The 20,471-nt window shown below is 71.5% G+C and carries 16 protein-coding genes; 10 read left to right on the forward strand and 6 right to left on the reverse strand.

Annotation, left to right across the window (positions count from 1 at the left end; all coding sequences use genetic code 11):
- Positions 1-66: 66 nt before the first annotated feature.
- Positions 67-234, reverse strand: a complete 168-nt coding sequence (locus tag M8C13_RS23990) for a hypothetical protein (protein ID WP_252482931.1) — start codon at positions 232-234, stop codon at positions 67-69.
- Between the two features lie 333 nt (positions 235-567).
- On the opposite strand from M8C13_RS23990, the gene M8C13_RS23995 reads away from it, so the two are divergent.
- The 4 genes from M8C13_RS23995 (at position 568) to M8C13_RS24010 (ending at position 6,687) form a co-directional block, all read left to right on the forward strand.
- Complete coding sequence (locus M8C13_RS23995) at positions 568-2,679, forward strand: transglycosylase domain-containing protein (RefSeq protein WP_252482932.1); 2,112 nt, start codon at positions 568-570, stop codon at positions 2,677-2,679.
- A 284-nt stretch (positions 2,680-2,963) separates the two neighbouring features.
- A complete protein-coding gene (locus M8C13_RS24000; RefSeq protein WP_252482933.1) occupies positions 2,964-5,003 on the forward strand; it encodes a S8 family serine peptidase in 2,040 nt (679 codons plus the stop codon).
- 73 nt (positions 5,004-5,076) lie between these two features.
- Positions 5,077-5,895, forward strand: coding sequence for a M55 family metallopeptidase (locus tag M8C13_RS24005; RefSeq protein ID WP_252482934.1), 819 nt, complete (start codon positions 5,077-5,079; stop codon positions 5,893-5,895).
- A 105-nt stretch (positions 5,896-6,000) separates the two neighbouring features.
- Positions 6,001-6,687, forward strand: a complete 687-nt coding sequence (locus M8C13_RS24010) for an MBL fold metallo-hydrolase (protein WP_252482935.1) — start codon at positions 6,001-6,003, stop codon at positions 6,685-6,687.
- Between the two features lie 467 nt (positions 6,688-7,154).
- On the opposite strand, the gene M8C13_RS24015 is transcribed toward M8C13_RS24010, so the two are convergent.
- The 4 genes from M8C13_RS24015 to M8C13_RS24030 all read right to left on the reverse strand — a co-directional run bounded on the left by M8C13_RS24015 (position 7,155) and on the right by M8C13_RS24030 (position 10,619).
- Positions 7,155-8,063: a Gfo/Idh/MocA family protein gene (locus M8C13_RS24015; RefSeq protein WP_252482936.1), complete on the reverse strand. Its 909-nt coding sequence runs from the start codon at positions 8,061-8,063 to the stop codon at positions 7,155-7,157.
- Positions 8,042-8,704: a cytochrome P450 gene (locus tag M8C13_RS24020; protein WP_252482937.1), complete on the reverse strand. Its 663-nt coding sequence runs from the start codon at positions 8,702-8,704 to the stop codon at positions 8,042-8,044. Before M8C13_RS24020 ends, M8C13_RS24015 begins: the two co-directional genes overlap by 22 nt.
- Positions 8,705-8,779: 75 nt before the next feature.
- Positions 8,780-9,142, reverse strand: a complete 363-nt coding sequence (locus M8C13_RS24025) for a hypothetical protein (protein WP_252482938.1) — start codon at positions 9,140-9,142, stop codon at positions 8,780-8,782.
- Positions 9,143-9,308: 166 nt separating this feature from the next.
- Positions 9,309-10,619: a 6-phospho-beta-glucosidase gene (locus M8C13_RS24030; protein ID WP_252482939.1), complete on the reverse strand. Its 1,311-nt coding sequence runs from the start codon at positions 10,617-10,619 to the stop codon at positions 9,309-9,311.
- Positions 10,620-10,750: 131 nt separating this feature from the next.
- On the opposite strand from M8C13_RS24030, the gene M8C13_RS24035 reads away from it, so the two are divergent.
- From M8C13_RS24035 to M8C13_RS24055, 5 genes are read left to right on the forward strand one after another with little or no spacing between them, the layout of a single operon-like run.
- Complete coding sequence (locus M8C13_RS24035; protein WP_252482940.1) at positions 10,751-11,788, forward strand: PfkB family carbohydrate kinase; 1,038 nt, start codon at positions 10,751-10,753, stop codon at positions 11,786-11,788.
- Positions 11,789-11,810: 22 nt separating this feature from the next.
- Positions 11,811-13,166, forward strand: a complete 1,356-nt coding sequence (locus tag M8C13_RS24040) for an extracellular solute-binding protein (protein WP_252482941.1) — start codon at positions 11,811-11,813, stop codon at positions 13,164-13,166.
- Positions 13,153-14,025 carry a carbohydrate ABC transporter permease gene (locus M8C13_RS24045; protein ID WP_252482942.1) on the forward strand — a complete coding sequence of 291 codons (873 nt, stop codon included), beginning with the start codon at positions 13,153-13,155 and terminating at the stop codon, positions 14,023-14,025. The genes M8C13_RS24040 and M8C13_RS24045 overlap by 14 nt, the downstream gene beginning before the upstream one ends.
- On the forward strand, positions 14,022-14,828 hold the full coding sequence (locus M8C13_RS24050) for a carbohydrate ABC transporter permease (protein ID WP_252482943.1): 807 nt from the start codon (positions 14,022-14,024) through the stop codon (positions 14,826-14,828). Before M8C13_RS24045 ends, M8C13_RS24050 begins: the two co-directional genes overlap by 4 nt.
- A gap of 13 nt (positions 14,829-14,841) precedes the next feature.
- Positions 14,842-17,523 (forward strand): sugar-binding protein, encoded by a 2,682-nt coding sequence (locus tag M8C13_RS24055; protein WP_252482944.1) that lies wholly within the window; start codon positions 14,842-14,844, stop codon positions 17,521-17,523.
- On the opposite strand, the gene M8C13_RS24060 is transcribed toward M8C13_RS24055, so the two are convergent.
- A complete protein-coding gene (locus M8C13_RS24060; RefSeq protein WP_252482945.1) occupies positions 17,507-19,684 on the reverse strand; it encodes a tetratricopeptide repeat protein in 2,178 nt (725 codons plus the stop codon). The two genes, M8C13_RS24055 and M8C13_RS24060, sit on opposite strands and share 17 nt — an antisense overlap.
- 145 nt (positions 19,685-19,829) lie before the next feature.
- On the opposite strand from M8C13_RS24060, the gene M8C13_RS24065 reads away from it, so the two are divergent.
- Positions 19,830-20,459: a hypothetical protein gene (locus tag M8C13_RS24065; RefSeq protein WP_252482946.1), complete on the forward strand. Its 630-nt coding sequence runs from the start codon at positions 19,830-19,832 to the stop codon at positions 20,457-20,459.
- Positions 20,460-20,471: the final 12 nt, after the last annotated feature.

The raw sequence follows: 20,471 nt of genomic DNA on the forward strand, positions 1-20,471 counted from the left end.
GACCACGAACGTGAGGTCAGGGCAGGGTGAGCACCAGGTGGCTGATGCCGTTGCGGGGGTTGAGCTTCAGCACGGTGCCGCCGCGCCGCCGGCGAGCTGGTAGGCCATCCGGGCGGCCGGGGCGGGCAGGCCGGGGCCGGAGGTCGCGTCCGCCGCGCCGGTGCAGGCCAGCGTCACCGCCGACGCCGCGCCGGGCACATTCGGTCGCCGGAGATCCCGCCGTCTCGATGCCATCGAAGCTCCTCAACGCACGACACCGTGCTGCTCAGTCGGAAAGCGATTCCCTCCGAATGGCGGTTCGGGGCGGTGTGGGGGCGCACACACTCTATCCTCCGATGTCTGGCGGTCAAGACGGCCAGAAGTAGGCCTCGGACGATCGATGTGGGCCGTTCGGCGGCCAAGTGACCCGATGTTTTCACGTGGGTGAACCGACGGGCGTCATTCGTTCGTGAGAGTAGATAAAGATCACCGGCAATCCGATGCAACCTCCGTGCAGGCTCATGCGCCCTTACGGGTAGACAGTGCACTGAAACGGGTGAGCAGGCTGTGGAGAGGGGAGTGCGTTCTGTGTTGGTCGCACGAGCGACGGGGATACTGAAACTCATCGGGCTGTGCGTGGTGGCCGGTTTGGTGGTCGCCGCGATCGCCTTCCCCGTCGTCGGCGGGGCGGGGCTGCTGTCGAACCGGGCCAGTGAGACGGTCGACCAGTACTCCGCCGAGCTGGCCCAGGCCGACCCGCCGCTGCTCACCACGATCACCGACAGCAAGAACAAGCCGATCGCCTACCTCTACGACCAGGACCGGGAACTGGTCGACAGCGCGGGCATCTCGCAGAACATGAAGGCGGCCATGGTCGCCATCGAGGACCACCGCTTCGAAGAGCACAACGGCGTGGACTGGAAGGGCACCATGCGCGCCATGGTCAAGGGCGTGCTCGGCCAGCGGGTCGAGGGCGGCTCCTCGATCACCCAGCAGTACGTGAAGAACTACCTCGCCTACGTGGTCGCCAAGACCGACATCGAGCGGGAGAAGGCCAGCGAGGTCACCGCGGCCCGCAAGCTGCGCGAGGTGCGCATCGCGCTGCAGCTGGAGCGCACGCTGAGCAAGGACGAGATCCTCACCCGCTACCTCAACGTGGTGCCCTTCGGCGGCCAGATCTACGGCATCAAGTCCGCCTCCCGGCACTACTTCGACAAGCTGCCCAAGGACCTCACCGTGCCCGAGGCCGCCTACCTGGCCGGTCTGGTGAACAAGCCCTCCCGGCTGGGCGCGGAGAACCCGGAGGAGGCCAAGAAGCGGCGCGACCACGTGCTCAAGCGGATGGCCGACACCGGCGCGCTGTCCAAGGACCCGGTGCAGGCGCAGGAGCTGTACAAGCAGTTCCAGGAGGAGCCGCTGAACTTCGCGCTGGTCAAGCGCCGTCCGAACGACTGCGTGAGCGCGGACAACGGGCAGACCAACGGCTACTTCTGCGACTACGTGGTCGACTACCTGGCCAAGCACGGCATCAACAAGGACAAGCTCAAGCGCGGCGGCTACACCATCCAGACCACCCTGGACCAGGGCGCCAACGACGCGGTCAAGGCCGCGGCCGAGGGCGAGGTCAGCAAGAACACCGACGGCATCGCCAACGCGATGGCCGTGGTCGAGCCGGGCAAGGACAAGCACCGGGTGCGCGCGCTGGGCGCCAACCGGGACTACGGCAACGACAAGAGCAAGAACCAGACCTCGTTCAACCTGCCCGCCGATGTCAGCCGGTTCGGCGCCGGGTCGATCTTCAAGATCTTCACCGCGGCCGCGGCCATGGAGGAGGGCAAGACCGGGGTCAACCGCACGGTCAACGTGCCCAACGTCTACACCTCGCCGATCTACAAGAACGGCGGCAAGGCCTACCAGGTGAAGAACGCCAGCGACGGCGCGGACACCACGATGACCTTGCAGAGCGCGCTGGCGCACTCGCCCAACACCGGGTTCGTCATCCTGGAGGAGCAGGCCGGGCTGGACAACGTGGTGGACATGTCGGTGCGGATGGGCCTGCGGGACAGCATGAAGTCGGTCAACCGCGGCGGCTCCAAGATCAACCCGGAGGCCAAGGACGCCTCGCTGCGCATCCCGCAGGACAAGTGGGTCAAGGACAACAAGGTCGGCTCCTTCACCCTGGGCGTGACCGTGGTCAGCGTGCTGGAGCTGGCCAACGTCGGCGCGACCATCACCAGCGGCGGCACCTGGTGCCCGCCCACCCCGATCGAGAAGGTCCTCGACCGCAACGGCAAGCCGGTGGACATCAAGGAGGCCTCCTGCGAGCAGGCCCTCGACCCCGGTCTGGCCGGCGCGCTGGCGCAGGGCCTGAGCAAGGACACCACCGAGGGCACCGCGCAGAAGGCGGCGCAGGCGGCAGGCTGGAACCGGCCGATGATCGGCAAGACCGGCACCACGCAGAACCACCAGTCCGCCGGGTTCGTCGGCGCCACCCCGAACTTCTCCGGCGCGGTGCTGACCTTCTCCGACAGCCCCACGCCGAAGACCATCTGCGATGGCGACCGGCCGTACCTGTGCACCCGCGGCAGCTTCATCTACGGCGGCAAGGTGCCGGCCCGCACCTGGTTCGAGGCGATGAAACCCATTCACCAGGGTCAGGAGACCAGGCAGCTCCCGCAAGGAGATGGCCGGTACATGTGATCGGACCTACCATCGGCGAACTCGCAATGCCAGTGCCGAATGGCCGTATTTTTCGCCGGCTGGGAGCAGCTGAGTAAATAACTCAATAAGTCGTCGCGGCCCGTATTCAGTGCAGTACCGCGGGTCGCGACTACTTGTCTGTCCAGCGGTTTTGTCTCACCCGAACGTCGCAACACAAACCAACTTCTGTCGGGTGATGAATTAGTAAACGGTCGTTACTGTCCGCATCACGGCTCGGATCACGCATGTCCGAGGTCACCCCTGCATTTCGCTGGAGGTAGTCGATGCGGCGAAGGAGTCGCGTTTTCCTGGTGGCCATCACCGCCAGTTCACTGGTCTTGAGCGCGGGCGCGATGAGCGCGAACGGCGCGGCCGAGGACGAGCAGGTCCGCATGGTCGGCGCGGACAAGTTCACCATCAGCCTGGACGGCGGGCGCACCTGGAGCAGGGAGCTGCCGCAGGCCAGCCAGATCCGGCTGGCCAACCGCAGCTTCGACCCGGTCACCCAGGCCCAGGCCGAGACCGCGACGCCGGAGGACCTGCGGGCCCGCCAGGGCGGGGCATACCTGGTGCAGTTCAAGGCCGCGCCGCTGGACGCCCAGCGCCGTGAGCTGGCCAGGCTGGGCGCGCGCGTCGGCGCGTTCATCCCCGACTACGCCTACGTGGTGCGGATGAGCCCGGCCACCAAGGAACGGGTGGCCAAGCTCGGCTACGTCCGCTGGGTCGGCGCCTACCAGCCCGGTGACAAGCTGGCCCCGGCCGCCATCGCCGAGACCAAGACCGCGCGCTACGTGGTGACCCTGGTCGAGGCCGACGCCGCCGGGCAGCGGGATGCCGCCGAGGCGATCACCCGCGCGGGCGGGCAGGTGCACGTGGTCTCGCAGAGCGCCCAGCACCTGGAGGCCACCCTCAGCCCGCAGCAGCTGCGCGCCACCGCGCACCTGGACCAGGTCCTCGCGGTCGACGCGGCCTCCGCGCCGGAGACCGACATGGACAACGCGCGCATCGACGGCGGCGCGAACACCATCGAGGCCGCGGGCGGCTACAAGGGCCAGGGCGTGGTCGGCGAGGTGATGGACTCCGGCCTGCGCACCACGCACCAGGAGTTCCGGGCCAAGCCGCCGATCATCCACGGCGCCGCGGGCACCAGCCCCAGCCACGGCACCGCCACCTACGGCCAGATCTTCGCCACCGGCGTCAGCCCCAAGCACCGCGGGCTGCTGCCCGAGGGCCAGGGCATCCACGCCGGCTACGGCGTCGCCGACCGGTACGCCCACTCCAAGGAGCTGGTCGACCCCAACGGCAAGTACAAGGCGGTGTTCCAGACCAACAGCTGGGGCAACGCGCTGACCACCTCCTACACCACCATCTCCGCGGCCATGGACAAGATCGTCTTCGATCTGGACCTGTTCATCTGCCAGTCGCAGAGCAACGCGGGCTCGCGCCAGTCGCGGCCGGAGGCGTGGGCGAAGAACGTGCTCTCGGTGGGCGCGCAGTACCACAAGAACACGCTCAGCCGCACCGATGACACCTGGAACCGCGGCGCCAGCATCGGCCCGGCGGCCGACGGCCGGATCAAGCCGGAGATCTCCAACTACTACGACGCCATCGACACCACCACCTCCACCAGCGACACCGCCTACACGCCCAGCTTCGGCGGCACCAGCGGCGCCACCCCGATCACCTGCGGCAACGCCGGCCTGGTGTTCCAGATGTGGGCCGACGGCGTCTTCGACGGCGCGCCCGGCAAGAAGCGGGACGTCTTCGCCAGCAGGCCGCACGCGGCCACGGTCAAGGCGCTGCTGGTCAACACCGCGAACCAGTACGCCTTCACCGGTGAGAACCACGACCTGACCAGGGTGCACCAGGGCTGGGGCACCGCGAGCGTTGGCAACCTGTACAACCAGGCCAAGGGCAACAGCTGGAAGCTGCCGCTGCTGGTGAACGAGACCGACCTGCTCAAGGCCGGCGCGTCCAAGGCTTACACGGTCGAGGCCGACGGCTCCACGCCGTTCAAGGCGACCCTGGCCTACACCGACCCGGCCGGTTCGCCGACCGCGGCGGTGTCCCGGGTCAACGACCTGACGCTGAAGGTCACCGCGCCCGACGGCACCGTGTACTGGGGCAACAACGGCCTCACCGCGGGCAACTACTCCACCCCCGGCGGCTCGCCGAACGCGGTGGACACCGTGGAGAACGTGATCTTGGAGAAGGCGGCCAAGGGCACCTGGAAGGTCGAGGTGCTGGCCGACCAGGTGAACGCGGACGGTCACCCGGAAACCCCGGAGACCGACGCGGACTACGCCCTGGTTGTCACCAAGTAACCCGGATGGGGAAAGCTGGCGGTGACCCTCCGGGGTCGCCGCCAGCTTTGCTTCTGGGGTTAAGGGGCGTGGTATGCGGGTTCTCGTGTCGGTGGACATGGAGGGCATCGCCGGGATCGTCGACGTCGAGGACGTCCGCCCCGGGGAACGGGAGTACGAGCGCAACCGGGCGCTGATGACCGCGGAGGCCAACGCCGCGGTGCTCGGGGTCTACGACGCCGAACCGGATGCCGAGGTGCTGGTCTCCGACGCGCACGCCCAGTTCCGCAACCTGCTGCCGGAGAAGCTGGACCGCCGGGCCACGCTGCTGCGCGGCACGCCCAAGTCCTTCGGCATGATGGCCGGGATCGCCGAGGACGTGCACGCGGTGATCTTCATCGGCTACCACGGCCGGGCCGGGCTGGCCCATTCGGTGCTCTCGCACACCATCAACGGCTCGGTGGTCGCCGAGGTCCGCTGCAACGACCGGGTGCTCGGCGAGCTGGGCCTCAACGCGGCACTGGCCGCCGCGCACGGCGCGGTGCCGATCCTGGTGGCGGGGGACGAGACGGTGGCCACCGAGGCCACCGGGGTGGCGCGGGGCATCTGGTCGGTGGTGGTCAAGCGCGCGCTGGGCGCGCGGGCCGCGGAGAACCTGCACCCGGAGGAGGCCTGCGCCCGGATCCGCGCGGCGGTGCCCCAGGCGCTGCGGCGGCGCGCCAGGGTGCGGCCACTGCGCTTCGCCGGGGAGGTCGACCTGGAGGTGGACGTGCTGACCCCGGCCATGGCCGAGCACGCCCTGCTGGTGCCCGGCATCGAGCTCCTGGGCGAGCGCACCCTGGCCTACGAGGCCGAGGACTTCCCGACCGCCTACCGGGTCATCCAGCTCATCGCGTTGCTGGGCCGCCTGTGACCCGCGCGGCCAGCCGGTAGCTCCCACGTTCGCTCCGGGAGAACCCCGCTCCGCCATGGGCGAACACGGCGTCCGCGCCCCCGCCGCGCTGCCAGGCTGACCCCCATGGAGACCGAACACCTGCTGCCCAACCTGACCCAGCTGACCTTCCCGGTGGGCCAGGCGTACCTGTGGCGCGACGGGAACGAGGCGACGCTGATCGACACGGGGCTGGCCGGATACGGCGAGCGGGTGCGCGCGGTGGTGACCGGGCTGGGGGTCGAGCTGCGGCGGATCGTGTTGACGCACTGGCACGGCGACCACGCCGGCAGCGCCGCGGAGCTCGTGGCCTGGAGCGGGGCCGAGGTGATCGCGCACCGGGCGGACGCGGCGGTGATCCGGGGGGAGGCGGAGGGGTTGCCGCCGGTGTTCACCGGGGAGTGGGAGCGGGAGCTGCACGGGCAGATCTCGCCGGGGGTGCCCGCGCACGAGGCGTGCCGGGTGGACCGCGAGGTCGAGGACGGGGACGTGCTGGAGTTCGGCGGCGGGGCGCGGGTGGTGGGGATGCCGGGGCACACGCCGGGGAGCATCGCGGTGTGGCTGCCGGGCGGGGTGGTGTTCGTGGGGGACGCGGTGGCGAACGTGGGGGAGCTGAGTGTTGGTGTGTTCAATGTGGACAGTCAGGTGGCGCGGCGGTCGGTGGTGGGGTTGAGCGGGCTGGAGTTCGAGGTGGTGTGTTTTGGGCATGGGCCGGCGTTGCGCTCGGGTGGGGCTGATCGGCTCCGTGAGCTGGCGGCGGGGTTGGCTGTCTGAGCCGCTGCTTGGCTGACCGCTTGGCCGGCCGACCGCTCGGCCGACCAACCGGCCGAGCGACCGTCCGACCGACTAACCGGCCGAGCGCTCGACCTGCTGACCGCTCGACCGGCCAACCAGCCGCCCGGCCCGCGTTGCCCGGCCGCATTGTTCGGGTCGCGCCGGTCGGCTTGCGCTGGTCTGGCCAGCTGAACCGTCGCCCACCCGGGCGGTGCGGCCCGGGTGGTTCGGCACGCGTTGTTGGGCTTGCGCTGGTCGGCCCGCGTTGTTCGGCACGCGCCGGTCTGCTTGTGCTGGTCTGGCCGGCCGAATTGCCACCCGCCGGGCGGTGCGGCTCGCGCGGTGCGGCTCGCGTTGTTTGGCTCGCGCCGGTCGGGTCGCGTTGGCCCGGCTGGCTGACCGCAGCCCGCCCGCGCTGGTCTGCTCGCGGTGTTCGGCTCGTGCTGGTCGGCTCTCGGCCGCGCCGCCTAGACGGCCGCCCCGTCCTCCGTCAGCTCCGCCACCACCTGCTCGCACAGCTCGTGCGTCCGCAGCGCGTCCCGCAGGTCCGGTAGCTCGCCCGCCAGGAACGCCGTGCACGCCTGCTCGATCCCGCGCCGCCGCGCCACCGGCGCCCACCCGTCCTCCGCCAGCCGGGTCACCCGGCCGCCCTCGTGCCGGGTCACCTGGCCCAGGTCCGTCACCTCGACCTTCACCCCGCCGCCGGTGACCTCCAGCCGTTCCTGCTTGGCCCCGGCCCGCCGGTGCATGGTGCCGATCGCGGTGAACCCGCCGCCTACCACGGTCAGGCTGACCTGTTCGAGCTCGCCCTCGGTGACCACACCGGCGACCAAAGTTCGCTCGATCGGGCCCGGGGCCAGGAAGCGCAGGGTGTCCACCACGTGGATGAAGTCGTCGAAGACGATCTCGCGCACCCCGCCGCTTCCGCCGTCCTGGTTCTTCTGCAACACCACCAGGTCCCGTGGCCCGCGCGCGGCCTCGGTGTAGGCGGGCACGTGACGGCGGTTGAACCCGACCATGAGCGGCACCGCGAGCCGCTCGGCCAGCTCCACCAGTTCTCGCGCCCCGGCCAGGCTGTCGTCGAGGGGTTTGTCCACGTAGGTCGGCACCCCGGCGGCCAGCAACCGGCGCACCGTTTCCGCGTGCGCGGCGGTTGGCACGTGCACGAACGCCGCGTCAAGTCCGTGTGCCAGCAACTCACCCAGATCGGTGAACCGCCGCTGTTCGGGAACCCGGTACTGATCGGCGACCTCGGCCAGCCGTGCCGGGTTCCTGGTCATCAGGTGCAGGTCCAGCCCCGCCCGGGCCGTGATCGTGGGCAGGTACGCCTTCCGCGCGATGTCGCCCAACCCGATCACCGCGACCTTGCCCGCCAACCCGGCCTCCCGTCCTTGGTCCGGCCGGGCGCGGCAAGGGACACCGGAACGGCACGGAGTTCGCGGATCCCCAGCCGAGCCCGCCAGCGCAGCTCGTCCTCCTCCCCGGCCAACAGCACATCACACGCCAGCACCGCCCGGACCGCCGCCTCCGCGACCACCCCGGCGACCCCCGTGCTCCCGGCCCCGCCGTGCAGCACCTCCCGGACCACCCCGGCCAGCACCCGCGGATCGCGGCGCAGCACCGCCAGTTGTTGCGGGCAGCCGAGCAGCGTGAGCAGCGCACCGGTGATCAGGTCCACGATCCGGGCGTACCCGGCGACCACCTCCACCGCGGACACCCGCGCCGTGCCCTGGTGCGCGGCCAGTTCGGCCAGGTAGCCGTCCAGGTCCGCCCAGACCCGCGGCGTCACCGACCCCTCGACCTCGCAGGCAGCCCGCACCCAGCGGCGCACCTCGGCCCGGTCCGGCTCCGGCACCCCGGCCAGCTCCAGCACCACCCCCGCCGCCACCGGCTCGGCGAACTCCCGGACCAGCTCCGCCTCGCCCCGCGCCAGCAGCCCGTCAAGCACCCCGCCGACCAGCACCCTGACCCGCGCCCGCAACCGGCCGAGCCGCCCACTCACCGCGAACAAAGACATGCCTCCATCGACGAGCAACGGGGCTGAGTGGTTCATCAATCACAGTTGATCGGCCGAAGGGCTGTGGCCGGAAGATCAGGTTCGCCCGGCCCGCCACCGGACCACCGCGACCACCGCGCACGCCACCGCCGCCACGGCGAAGACGAAGAAAGTCGGCATCACCCACCCGGGCACCAGGTCGTGGGAGGCGTTGCACTTGTAGCTGAGCGGAAAGAGCTCGACGTTGCCGAACGCCGGATCGAGGCGCCCACGGCACGCCTTGTCGACCCGCCAGACGAACAGGTGGCGCAGGCCCCAGCAGTACACGGCGGCCGTGGCCAGCCCCGCGAACCCGGCCGCCTCACCCCAGAGCCGGACCCCGGGCGACCATCTCGGCCCCAGCGAGGTGTGCAGCAGGATCCCGGCTATCAGTAAGAACGGAAGCGCGGTCAACGACACGACCAGAACCACATCCCCCCGGATGTCATGTGTGGCTGGGGCACTTGCCCCGGCCGGTGCCAGTACACCGGCCCTGATCGGGTTCCAGCCGGGTCTGCACCGAACCCACACAAGATCCGCCCGCTTCCGCCACGAGCCCGGCGCCCACCCCCCCCCGCCCGCCGGGTCACCACTCGGTCGCGCCCAGCACCTTCCGCGCCGCCCGCACCGAATCCACCAGCGGATGCCCCGCCAGCGCCCGCAACGCCTTCTCCCTGCTCCCCGTCCGCGCCGCCGCGATCGTCTCCCGCTCCACCGCCTTCACCCGCTGCACCAAGCTCAACGCCGGCCCGTCCAGCGGATCCACCGCGATCGGCCGCGCCCCGTTGGAGTCCACCAGGCACGGCAGCTCCACCACCGCGTCCGCGTCCAGACCCGGTAGCGCGCCCCGGTTGCGGACGTTGAGGATCATCGTGGCCGTGCGGTTGGCGGTGATGGCGGCCATCAGGTCCAGGGCGACCTGTTCGTAGCCGCCGCCGTCGGTGTCGCAGGTTTCGCGGTCGCCGGCTTCGGCGATCTGGCGGGCTTCGGCCAGGTAGGTGCGTTCGCGTTCGGCGCGGGTTTCCTGCCAGGCCGTCAGGGCAGTGCTGGGGTCGGCCAGGGCGCGGTCGTAGAAGGCCGCCTGCTGGTGGCGGAGGTACTCGCCGCGGGGCTGGGGGTTGGCGGCGATCTCCGCGGTGGTTTCGCGGGCGTAGTAGTAATAGTGCAGGTACTCGTTGGGGATGGCGCCCAGGGCACGCAGCCAGTCCGGTTCGAACAGGCGGCCTTCCTCGAAGGAGCGGAGCTTGGTCTCATCCGCCAGGAGTTCGGGGAGGCGGTCGCGGCCGTTGACCTGGACGCCGCGCAGCCAGCCCAGGTGGTTGAGGCCCGCGTAGTCGAACCAGGCTTGCTCGACCGGGATGTCCAGGGCGGCGGCGACCCGGCGGCACAAACCGATGGGGGAGTCGCAGATGCCGATGACGCGGTCGCCCAACACCGCGGACATCGCCTCGGTGACGGTGCCTGCCGGGTTGGTGAAGTTGATCGTCCAGGCTTCGGGGCAGTAGCGGGCGATGCGTTCGGCGATGTCCATGGCCACCGGGACGGTGCGCAGCGCGTAGCTGATGCCGCCGGCGCCCACGGTCTCCTGGCCGAGCAGGCCCGCTTCGATGGCGTGGCGTTCGTCGGCGCTGCGACCGGCCAGACCGCCGACGCGGATGGCGGAGAAGACCACGTCCGCGCCGCGCAGGGCGTCGTCGAGGTGGGTGCGGGTGACCAGCTTGGGCCGCCATGGCGCGTCGGCGGCCTGGGCGTCGAGCACCGCGGTCACCGCGGTGAGGCGGTCCTGGGACACATCATGCAGCACCAGCTCGTCGACCAGCCGGTCCGGATCGGCCAGCAACCGGCCGTGCACCAGGGGAACGCGGAAACCGCCACCGCCGAGGATCACCAGTCTCACGCGCACCGACATTAACACTCTGGAACACACCGGGGCCGATCGTGGTTGTCAGTGTCGTCCGGGCGGGGGAGACTCTGCGCCTGATCAAAACGGGGTCAGCCCGAACGATGCGCGCAGCGGGGAGGGAAACGGTGTCGAGCCAGCCGCCTACCGAGTTCGACGTCCTGTTGTCCGGTCCGGTCTTCCTGGACCTGATCTTCACCGGACTGCCCCAGCTACCCGAGAGCGGCACCGAGGTGTGGGCCAGCGGCCTGGGCTCCAGCCCCGGCGGCATCGCCAACCTCGCCGTCGCGCTGGCCCGCCTCCAGCTGCGCACCACCCTGGCCTCGGCCTTCGGTGAGGACATGTACGGCGACTTCTGCTGGGACACCTTGGCCAACCAGGAACAGGTCGACCTCAGCCACTCCCGCCGCTTCTACGGCTGGCACTCCCCGGTCACCGTCTCCCTGGCCATCAACCGCGACCGCAGCATGGTCACCCACGGCCACCCCTCCCCGGTCACCGCGGACGAACTGCTCACCGACCCGCCGCGGGTGCGCGCCTGCTTCGTGCACGTCGACCACGAGAGCGACAACTGGGTGCGCACCGCCAAGGCCAACGGCGCGCTGCTGTTCGCCGACGTCGGCTGGGACCCCACCGACCAGTGGCGGCCCGAGCTGATCCAGCAGCTGCACGGCTACGACGTGTTCCTGCCGAACACGGTGGAGGCGTTGCGCTACACCCGCCAGGACGACGTTCGGGTGGCCGCGCGGCAGCTGTCGGAGGTGGTGCCGACCGTGGTGGTCACCAGGGCGGGCGGCGGGGCCTACGCGGTGGACTCGGCCACCGGCGAGGAGGCCGACGTGTGCGGCATCAACGTGGCCGCCATGGACCCCACCGGCGCGGGCGACGTCTTCGGCGCCGGGTTCACCTACGGCACCCTGGCCGGCTGGCCGCTGGTGGACCGGGTGCGCTTCGCCAACCTGTGCGCCGCGCTGTCGGTGCAGCACTTCGGCGGTTCGCTGTCCGCGCCCGGCTGGTGCGATATCGCCGCCTGGTGGCGGCACCTGGGCCGGCGCGAGGACGAGGCACTGCGCGGATACCACTTCCTGGAAGACCTGCTTCCCACTCATGGCTGTGCCACGGTGCGCAGGGCAAGTGCCACGATCGGACTGCGGGGCAGGCCGTAGCACCGGCGGAGGGAGGACGGGGATGACGGGCTCCCGATGGCGGCACGCGCTGGCCGCGGTGACCGCGCTGGCGGTGCTGGCCGGGTGCGTGCCCGGCTCGAACCTGCCCAACACCCGGCCCAGCGACCGTCAGGCCCGCGACATCAGGACCGATCCGGCGAGCCTGGGCGAGCTGACCCTGACCGTGTGGGACCAGGAGGTCCGCGGCGGGCAGGACAAGCAGATGACCGCGCTGAACGCGGAGTTCCAGCGCAAGTACCCGAACATCACCATCAACCGGGTGCCGCGGTCCTTCGACGACCTGCGCAACACCACCAGGCTCGGCCTGACCAGCGTGCAGGCCCCCGATGTCGTGCAGGTCAACAACGGCAGGCAGGACATGGGGGCCTTCGTCAAGGCCGGGCTGCTCCAGCCGCTGGACGGCTACGCCGAGGCCTACCGCTGGCAGCAGCGGTTCCCGGACTCGGTGCTGCGGCTGGCCCGCTACCCGAACTCGGGCAACCCGCTGGGCGAGGGCAAGCTGTACGGGCTGCCGCAGGGCGGTGAGCTGGTCGGCGTCTTCTACAACAAGGAGAAGCTGGCCAGGCTCGGCATCTCCCCGCCGCGCACCTGGGCGGAGTTCGACGCCGCGCTGCGCAAGGCCAAGGCCGCCCGCGAGGTGCCGATCCAGTTCGGCAACCTGGAGAAGAGCGCGGGCATCCACCTGTTCGGCTTCGCGCTCAACCGGTTCGCGCCCACCGAGGACGCCTTCAAGCTGGCCACCGGCAGGCAGGGTGTGTTCTGGTCCGACGTCAACCCGCGCTCAGCGGCCGAGTTGCTGGTGAGCTGGGTGGAGCAGGGCATGCTGACGCCGGGGTTCTCCGGGCTCGGCTCGGACGCGGCGTGGCGGGAGTTCGCCGAGGGCAGAGGGGTTTTCCTGGTCAGCGGCACCTGGTTGATGGCCGATCTGGAGGCGGCGATGGGGGACAGGGTGGGTTTCGGACTGCCACCGATCGACAGTGGCAAGGTCGCGGTGACCGGGGGCACGAGCGTGCCGTTCGCGGTCAGCGCGCGCAGCAAGAACCCGGACGCGGCGGCGGCCTACATCGAGTTCGTGACCTCCTCGCGGGGCATGGCGCTGATGGCCGAGCACGCGAACCTGCCGGTGGTGGAGGCGGCCAGCCAACGGCCGCCGACGGCGTTGCGCGCCGAGGTGTTCGACTCCTGGGCGCAGGCCTCGGAGACCGGTGGCCTGGTGCCGTTCCTGGACTACGCCACCCCGACCGCCTACGACACGGTCACCAGCGTGGTGGAGCAGTTGCTGGCCAAGGGGTTGAGCCCGCAGGAGTTCCTGGCCAAGCTGCAGGCCGACGTGGACGCCTCCCGTGCCGGCCGGTGAGCCGCGCCGGGTCGGCTACCTGTACGTGGTGCCGGCCCTGGCCGTCTACGGCGTGTTCCTGCTGTTCCCGTTGCTGCACAGCGCGTGGATCTCGCTGTTCGAGTGGGACGGCCTCACCCTGGGCACCTGGGCGGGCCTGGACAACTACCTGACCCTGTTCGCCGAGGACGGTCTGCGCTCGGCGTTCGGGCACGCGCTGGTGCTGATCCTGTTCTTCGCGGTCCTGCCGGTGATCCTCGGTCTGGTGCTGGCCTCGGCGCTGCACCGCAGCCGGGTGCGCGGGCTGGCCTTCTTCCGCACCGTGGTGTTCCTGCCGCAGGTGGTGGCCATGGTGGTGGTCGCCGTTGCCTGGCAACAGATCCTGGCCCCGGACGGCCCGCTCAACGCCGCGTTGCGCGCGGTCGGCCTGGACGCCCTGGCGCACAACTGGCTGGGCGAGGAGAGCACCGCGCTGATCGCGGTCGGGCTGGTCGGCACCTGGGTGCAGACCGGGCTGACCGTGGTGCTGTTCCTGGCCGGGATCGGCCGGATCTCCGGTGAGCTGTACGAGGCGGCGCGGCTGGACGGGGCCGGGGTGTTCCGCGAGTTCCGCTCGGTGACGCTGCCCGCGCTGCGCCCGGACATCGCGGTCGCGCTGACCCTGACCGTGATCGCCTCGCTGCGCACCTTCGACCTGGTGTACGTGATGACCCCGCTGGGCGGACCGGGCGAGTCGACCACGGTGCCCGCCTACGAGATCTACTACCGCGCCTTCCAAGCGGGGCAGGTCGGTTCGGCCGCGGCGATCGGGGTGACGCTGACCGCGTTGGTGTTCGCCTTGAGCGCGGTGGTGCTGCGGGTGGCGGGAGGCAGGCGATGACGGTCTCCCGCTGGGAACGGGCAGGCACCTACCTGGTGCTGCTGCTCTTCGCCGGGTACGCGCTGTACCCGGTGCTGTGGATCCTGTTCACCGCACTGCGTTCGGACACCGCGGGCCAGGGCGGCTGGCACCCGGAGAACTTCCTCACCGCCTGGACGCAGGGCCGCTTCGGCGACTACCTGGGCACCAGCCTGATCGTCGCGGTCGCGGTGGTCGCGCTGTCCACGCTGCTGTCCGTGCTGGCCGGATATGCCTTCGGCACCATGCGTTTCCGCGGTTCGGGGGCGCTGTTCTACCTGCTGCTGCTCGGGGTCACCATTCCCAGCCAGGCCGTGGTGGTGCCGCTGTACTTCGACCTGCGCGATGTCGGCCTGCTCGACACCTACGCCGCGCTGGTGCTGCCGCAGGTCGCGCAGTCGGTGGCCTTCGGCGTGTTCTGGATGCGCGCCTACTTCCGGTCCAGCTCGGCCAGCGTGGTGGAGGCGGCCCGGCTGGACGGGGCCGGGCACTGGCAGATCCTGTGGCGGGTGCTGCTGCCGATGGGCAGGCCCGCGGTGCTGACCCTGGTGGTGCTGGTGTTCATGTGGACCTGGAACGAGTTCCTGCTCGCCCTGGTCATGGTCACCGACGAGGGCCTGCGCACGGCCCCGCTGGGACTGCGGTTCTTCCAGGGCAGGACGACCACCAGCGTGCCGCTGCTGGCGGCCGGATCGGTGCTGGTCGCGCTGCCGGTGGTGGTGCTCTACCTGTTCCTGCAACGACATTTCATCCGCGGCATGCTCGACGGCGCGGTCAAGGGTTGACTGAGGAGTACTGGTGAAGCGAGCTTGGCTGACCGGGCTGCTGCCGGTGGCCGCGGCGCTGGTCGCGTTGGTGGCCATGGAAGATCCGGCCACCGCGGTGGACGAGCAGGCGGCCCGTCCCGCGGTGGACCTGGACGCGCTGTTCGTCGGCGCGCACCCCGACGACGAGGCGTTCGCGCTGTCCACCTTCGGGCAGTGGCACGCCGACCACCAGGTCCGCGCCGGGGTGGTCACCATCACCCGCGGCGAGGGCGGCGGCAACGCGGCCGGGCCGGAGGAAGGCCCGGAGCTGGGCCGGTTGCGGGAGGCCGAGGAGCGCAGGGCGGTGGCCAGGGCCGGGATCACCGAGGTGCTCAACCTGGATGAGGCCGACTTCTACTACACGGTGAGCTCGCCGCTGACCGAACAGGGCTGGCAGCACAAGGACGTGCTGGGCAAGCTGGTGCGCGCGATCCGGCAGACCCGGCCGGAGCTGGTGGTCACCATGGATCCCGCGCCCACGCCCGGCAACCACGGCAACCACCAGTACGCGGCCCGCCTGGCCATCGAGGCCTACCGGGTGGCCGCGGACCCGGCCGCCTATCCGGAGCAGCTCCGCGAGGAGGGCCTGCGGCCGTGGGCGGTCAAGCGGCTGCTCACCGGCGGGGCGCGCGGCCAGCAGCCTGCCGGGCCGGACTGCGCGGCGAAGTTCACCCCGGCCGAGGTCACCGACCGGGTGTACGGGGTGTGGGACGGGCGTCCGTCCACTGTGGCCGGTCGAAGCTGGGCGCAGGAGGAGCGGTCCGCGCAGCGGGAGTACGTGACCCAGGGCTGGGCCGGGTTCCCCGACGTGCCAACGGATCCGAAGCTGATCGGCTGCGACTGGTTCACCCAGGTGGCCAGCCGGGTGCCGTTCTCACCGACCGCGAACGGCCCGGACGGGCCCCTGCACGGCGCGCTCATCCCGGCCCCCGGCGGTCTGCCGCTGGGCACCGGGGCCGAGGTCGAGGCCGGGAAGTTCAGCCTGGTGGCCGGTACCCAGGTGCCGGTCAAGGTCACCGTCACCGCGCCGGAGAACCGGGCGCTGACCAGGGTTTCCGCCAAGCTCGGGCTGCCTGCCGACTGGCAGGTCACCGGGTCCGGGCGGCTCGGGACTGTCCTTCCTGGACGGTCGGCGACCGCCGAGTTCACCGTCACCGTGCCCTCGGCGGCCAAACCCGGCCGGGTGCGGATTCCGGTGGAGCTGGGCAGTGGCAATGGAACCGGGTACACCGAGACCGTGATCGCGGTGGTGCCGGAGCTGACCGCCGAGCAGCAGCCGCTGCCGCAGGTCGCCCAGTTCCGCGACTGGGCGCAGCGCAGCGGGGTGCCCGCGCTGGCCGACCTGGTGCCGCCGGTGCTGACCCTGCCCTCCGGCGGCGACCGCGAACTGCCGGTCCTGGTGCGCAACAACGCCTCCGCCACCCGCTCCGGCACGGTGACCATCACCCCGCCGACCGGGTTCAGCGCCACTGCCAGCCTGCCGTTCACCGGACTCGCGGCCGGGGCGAGCACCACCCTCTCCGGCAAGGTGACCAACACCGACGCCGGCCTGCGCACCGGCATGCAGGGCGGCGACTACCGGTACACCCTCGCCGTCACCGGCGTCAGCAGCAGCACCCCGGCCCTGGAACTGGTGCCGCGCACGACAATCCCGAAGGCCGCCACCGCGCCGGCAGTGGACGGGGTGGTCGCGCCGGGGGAGTACGCCGGGCCGGAGCTGGACATCTCCACCCGCTGGGAAGGCGAGGAGTGCGCCGCCGCCGCGGACTGCTCGGCCAAGGCCAAGCTGGCCTGGCACAACGACACCCTGTACGCGGCGGTGACCGTCACCGACGACAAGCTGGGCAGCGTGCTGGCCGCCGCGGACTGCAAACGGCACTGGCGCACCGACGCCCTGGAACTGGCCATCGACCCGCGCGGCAAGTCCGAGAACACCTCCACCACGCTGAAGCTGGCCGTCTTCCCGACCACCACCGAGGGCAAGCCCTGCGCGGCCAGGGACGCGGACAACTTCCAGGGCCCGGCCGCGGAAACGGTGCCAGGACTGAAGATCGCGAGCAAGGTGAGCAGCCCCTACACCGGCTACACCATCGAGCTCGCACTGCCGCTGGCCGCGGTGCCCGGCGCGCTGGACCCGGCCAAGGTCGGGCTGAACCTGTTCGTCTACGACTCCGACACCCAGGACAAGACCGGCCAGACCCGGATCGGCTGGTCCACCTGGGGCGGCGTGCAGGGCGACCCCTACCGCTGGGGCCAGGCCACTTTCGACGGCTACACCCCGCCGTCGGGCCGCCCGGTGGAACCGCCACCGGCGAAGCTGCCACTGATCGCACTGTCCTCTGTGGACTCTGCCCAGTCGGTGGCCCAGTCCGCGCGCACCGGGATCTCCCTCGGCGGCAAGCCGATCGCCAGTGGCCGGGAGGCGGCGCGGGTGCGCTCGGCCAGGACGCACGGCGACACGGTCACCGCCGGTGTGCTCGGCGCGCGCGGCACGGCGCACGTGTTCGTGCTGGACAAGGACGGGAAACTGTTGGGGCGCAAGACGGTCGAGCTGTCCAGAGGCTGGCGGGAGGTGCCCGTCGCGGTGACCGGCGGGCGACCGGCCGAGGTGCTGCTCGGGTTCGAGACCCCGGACGGGAAGGTCGCCGCCTCCCGGGTCAGGGTTGGGTGGTGAGTGTGCTGGGCAGCTGACTCAGGCTGTGCAGGCAGTGCGCGGTCACCCCGTGATCGCCGATGCGGCGGCTCAGCTCCAGCGCGCGGGTCAGGTGTTCCCTGGCCTGGGCCAAGGAGCCGAGCCGTCGTAGCGCTTCACCGAGGCTGGACAGCAGCCGCGCCTCGCCCGATGGTTCGTTGACCAGGCGCAGGCCGCGCTGGAAGTGCTGGATCGCCGCGTCCGGGCGGCCCAGCCGCTGGAAGCAGCCGCCCAGCAGGTCCAGGGTCAGCGCGTCCGGCGCGGCCCGGCCCAGCACCTCCACCGCCGCGCACAACCTCCCGGCGGCCAGGTAGGCCTCGCCGAGGCGGTGCGCGATGTCGGTGTCGCCGGTGCGGTCCCCGCTCACCCAGGCCTGGTGGTAGCGGGCGATCGCCCGGTCCAGCTGGCCACGCGAGCGGTGGATGGCGCCCGCGGTGGTCAGCAGGTCCACCGCCACCTCGTGCTGGCCGGTGCTGGTCGCGCTGTTCGCCGCGGCCACCAGGTTCAGCAGCTCGGTGTCGCACCAGCCGTGCCCGGGATCGGCGCCCGCGGCGCGGTAGAAGTCCAGCAGGCGGCGCACCGCGGCCAGCCGGTTGTTCGCGCCCTCCTCGCGCAGCGCCCGCTCCCCGGCGTAGCCGCGCAGCAGGTCGTGCAGCTGGAAGGCCCCGCGCGGACTCGGTTGCAGCAGATGCGCTTTGGCCAGGTCCTGCAACAGCTTCGCCGCCTGATCGACGTCCATTCCGGACAGTGCGGCCGCGGCGGGGGCGTCGATGTCCACGCCCTGGTAGAGGCCCAGCAGCCGGAACATCCGCTGCGCGGGCAGCGGCAGCGCGCGGTAGGACCAGCGGAAGGTGCCGCGCATCGCGGCCGAGCCGTCGGTGTCCGGGGCCATCCGTTCCAGGCGCTGGCGTTCCTCGCGCAGCTCGCCGACCAGGTCGGCCAGGTAGGTGTGCGGGCGGGCGGCCACCCGGCGGCCGGCGATCCGCAGCGGCAGCGGCAGGTAGCCGCAGTAGCGGGCCAGATCGGCCAGCGCGCCGGCCTGGTTGGCCACCCGGCCGGGCCCGATCAGCTCCTTGAGCAGGCCGGTGGCATCGGCCGGGGACAGCGGCCCGAGGGTGACCCGCCGTCCCGGCAGGTCAAGGGGCTCGTGGCTGGTGATCACCACGGTCACCCCCGGCAGGCCGGGCAGCAGCGGTTCCACCTGGGCCAGGTCCCGCGCGCCGTCGAGCACCAGCAGCAGGCGGCGGCGGATCAGCAGGGTGCGGAACAGTTCCGCGCGGCAGCTCTCCGCCGCCGGGATCTTCGCCGGGGCCACACCGAGGCTGGTCAGGAAGTCGGCGAGCAGCTCGGTCGGCGGCACCGGCTCGCCGGGGCCGTGCCCGCGCAGCTCGGCGAACAGCGCGCCGTCGGGGTGCCGGTCGCTGATCCGGTGCGCCCAGGCCAGCGCGAGCGCGGTCTTGCCGCTGCCGGGCGGACCGTTGATCACCGTGACGGTGCCGGGCAGCGCGGTGCCCAGTGCGGCCAGTTCCTGTTCCCGGCCAACAAAATCGGCGATGCCCAGCGGCAGCTGCATGGGCACCGGGCCGCGTTCGACCTCGCTGCGGCGGGGCATCGGCACGAAGATCTGGCGGCCGGTGCAGGCCCGCCTGGCCGCGACCAGGCACTGCCGTGCGCTGCGCCGCTGGCGTTCCAGGTGCGCCCGGCAGCGGCGGGCCCAGTCGCCGTCCACATCGGCCAGCGCGTCCCCCTGCCACTCCGAGAGGGCCTGGGCCAGGATGTCCGCCGCGGCCTGGTAGCGGCCGCCGCGGGCGGCGGTGCGGCCGCGGCCGACCAGCTGGCGGAACCGGTGCCAGTCCAGCCGCTCCAGGTCCACCTGCAGCTGGTGCTTGCCGTGCGCGCTGTGCAGCTGGGCTTCTGTCAGTGGCAGGGTCTCGCTGAGCTGGGCGAACTGGCTGCGTAGCGCGCGAGCGGGCCGCAGCGGCGGCGCGCCGTCCCACAGGTCGGCGATGACCTGCTCCTTCGGTACCGGGCGACCGTCGGCGAGCAGCAGGATCGCGAGCAGCCGCCGCAGTTCGGGTTGACCGATGCCGATTTGGCGACCGTCGACCCAGACCGAGACAGGCCCGAGGATCCGGAAGTCCACCAGCGTTCCCCCTTCGCCGGTCGAAGGACAGCAGCGGAGCGTCTTCACTGAGTGTGACACAGGATTCACGTGATGTGGTCGTGAGCCGTGTCGCCCGATCTTGTGAGACCGGCGGTCACACTGGGTGGTGAGGAGAGGAGACACCGTGGTGCTGGACGCGTGGGTGACAGCGGTGACAAGGCTCGGCGGCGATTCGGACACGGCCCGGCGCAGCGGCGCGGAGCTCATCGAGCGGTATCGCGAGCCGCACCGCCGCTACCACGACCTCGCACACGTCGAGGCGGTGCTGCGCGACTCGGCCTGGCTCAGCGCGGAGCTCGGACTGTCCGAAGTGGACACAGCGGTGCTCGCGCTGGCCGCGGCCGCGCACGACGTGGTCTACGACGGCGTGCCGCGCCAGGACGAGCGGCGCAGCGCGGAGTGGGCGGGCGAGCGGCTCGGTGCGGCGGGGGTGGCGCGGGAGCACTGCGCCGCGGTCGAGCGGCTGGTGCTGGCGACCATCGACCACCTCGGCGAGGACCCGCTGACCCTGGCGCTGCTGGACGCCGACCTCGCGGTGCTGGGCGGCGCCGAGGCCGAGTACGACCGGTACGCGCGGGCGGTGCGCGCGGAGTACGCGCACGTGCCCGAGCCGGACTGGCGGCGCGGGCGGGGCGCGGTGCTGGCCGGGCTGATCGCGCGGGAGCCGCTGTACCGCAGCGCGCCGGCCCGGGCGCGCTGGGAGGCGCGGGCCAAGGCCAACCTAAAACGTGAAGAACATTCATTCGGCGGGTGACGGCGGCCTGGC

Origin of the sequence: Crossiella sp. SN42 (assembly GCF_023897065.1) — a bacterium.
Lineage (GTDB): Bacteria > Actinomycetota > Actinomycetes > Mycobacteriales > Pseudonocardiaceae > Crossiella.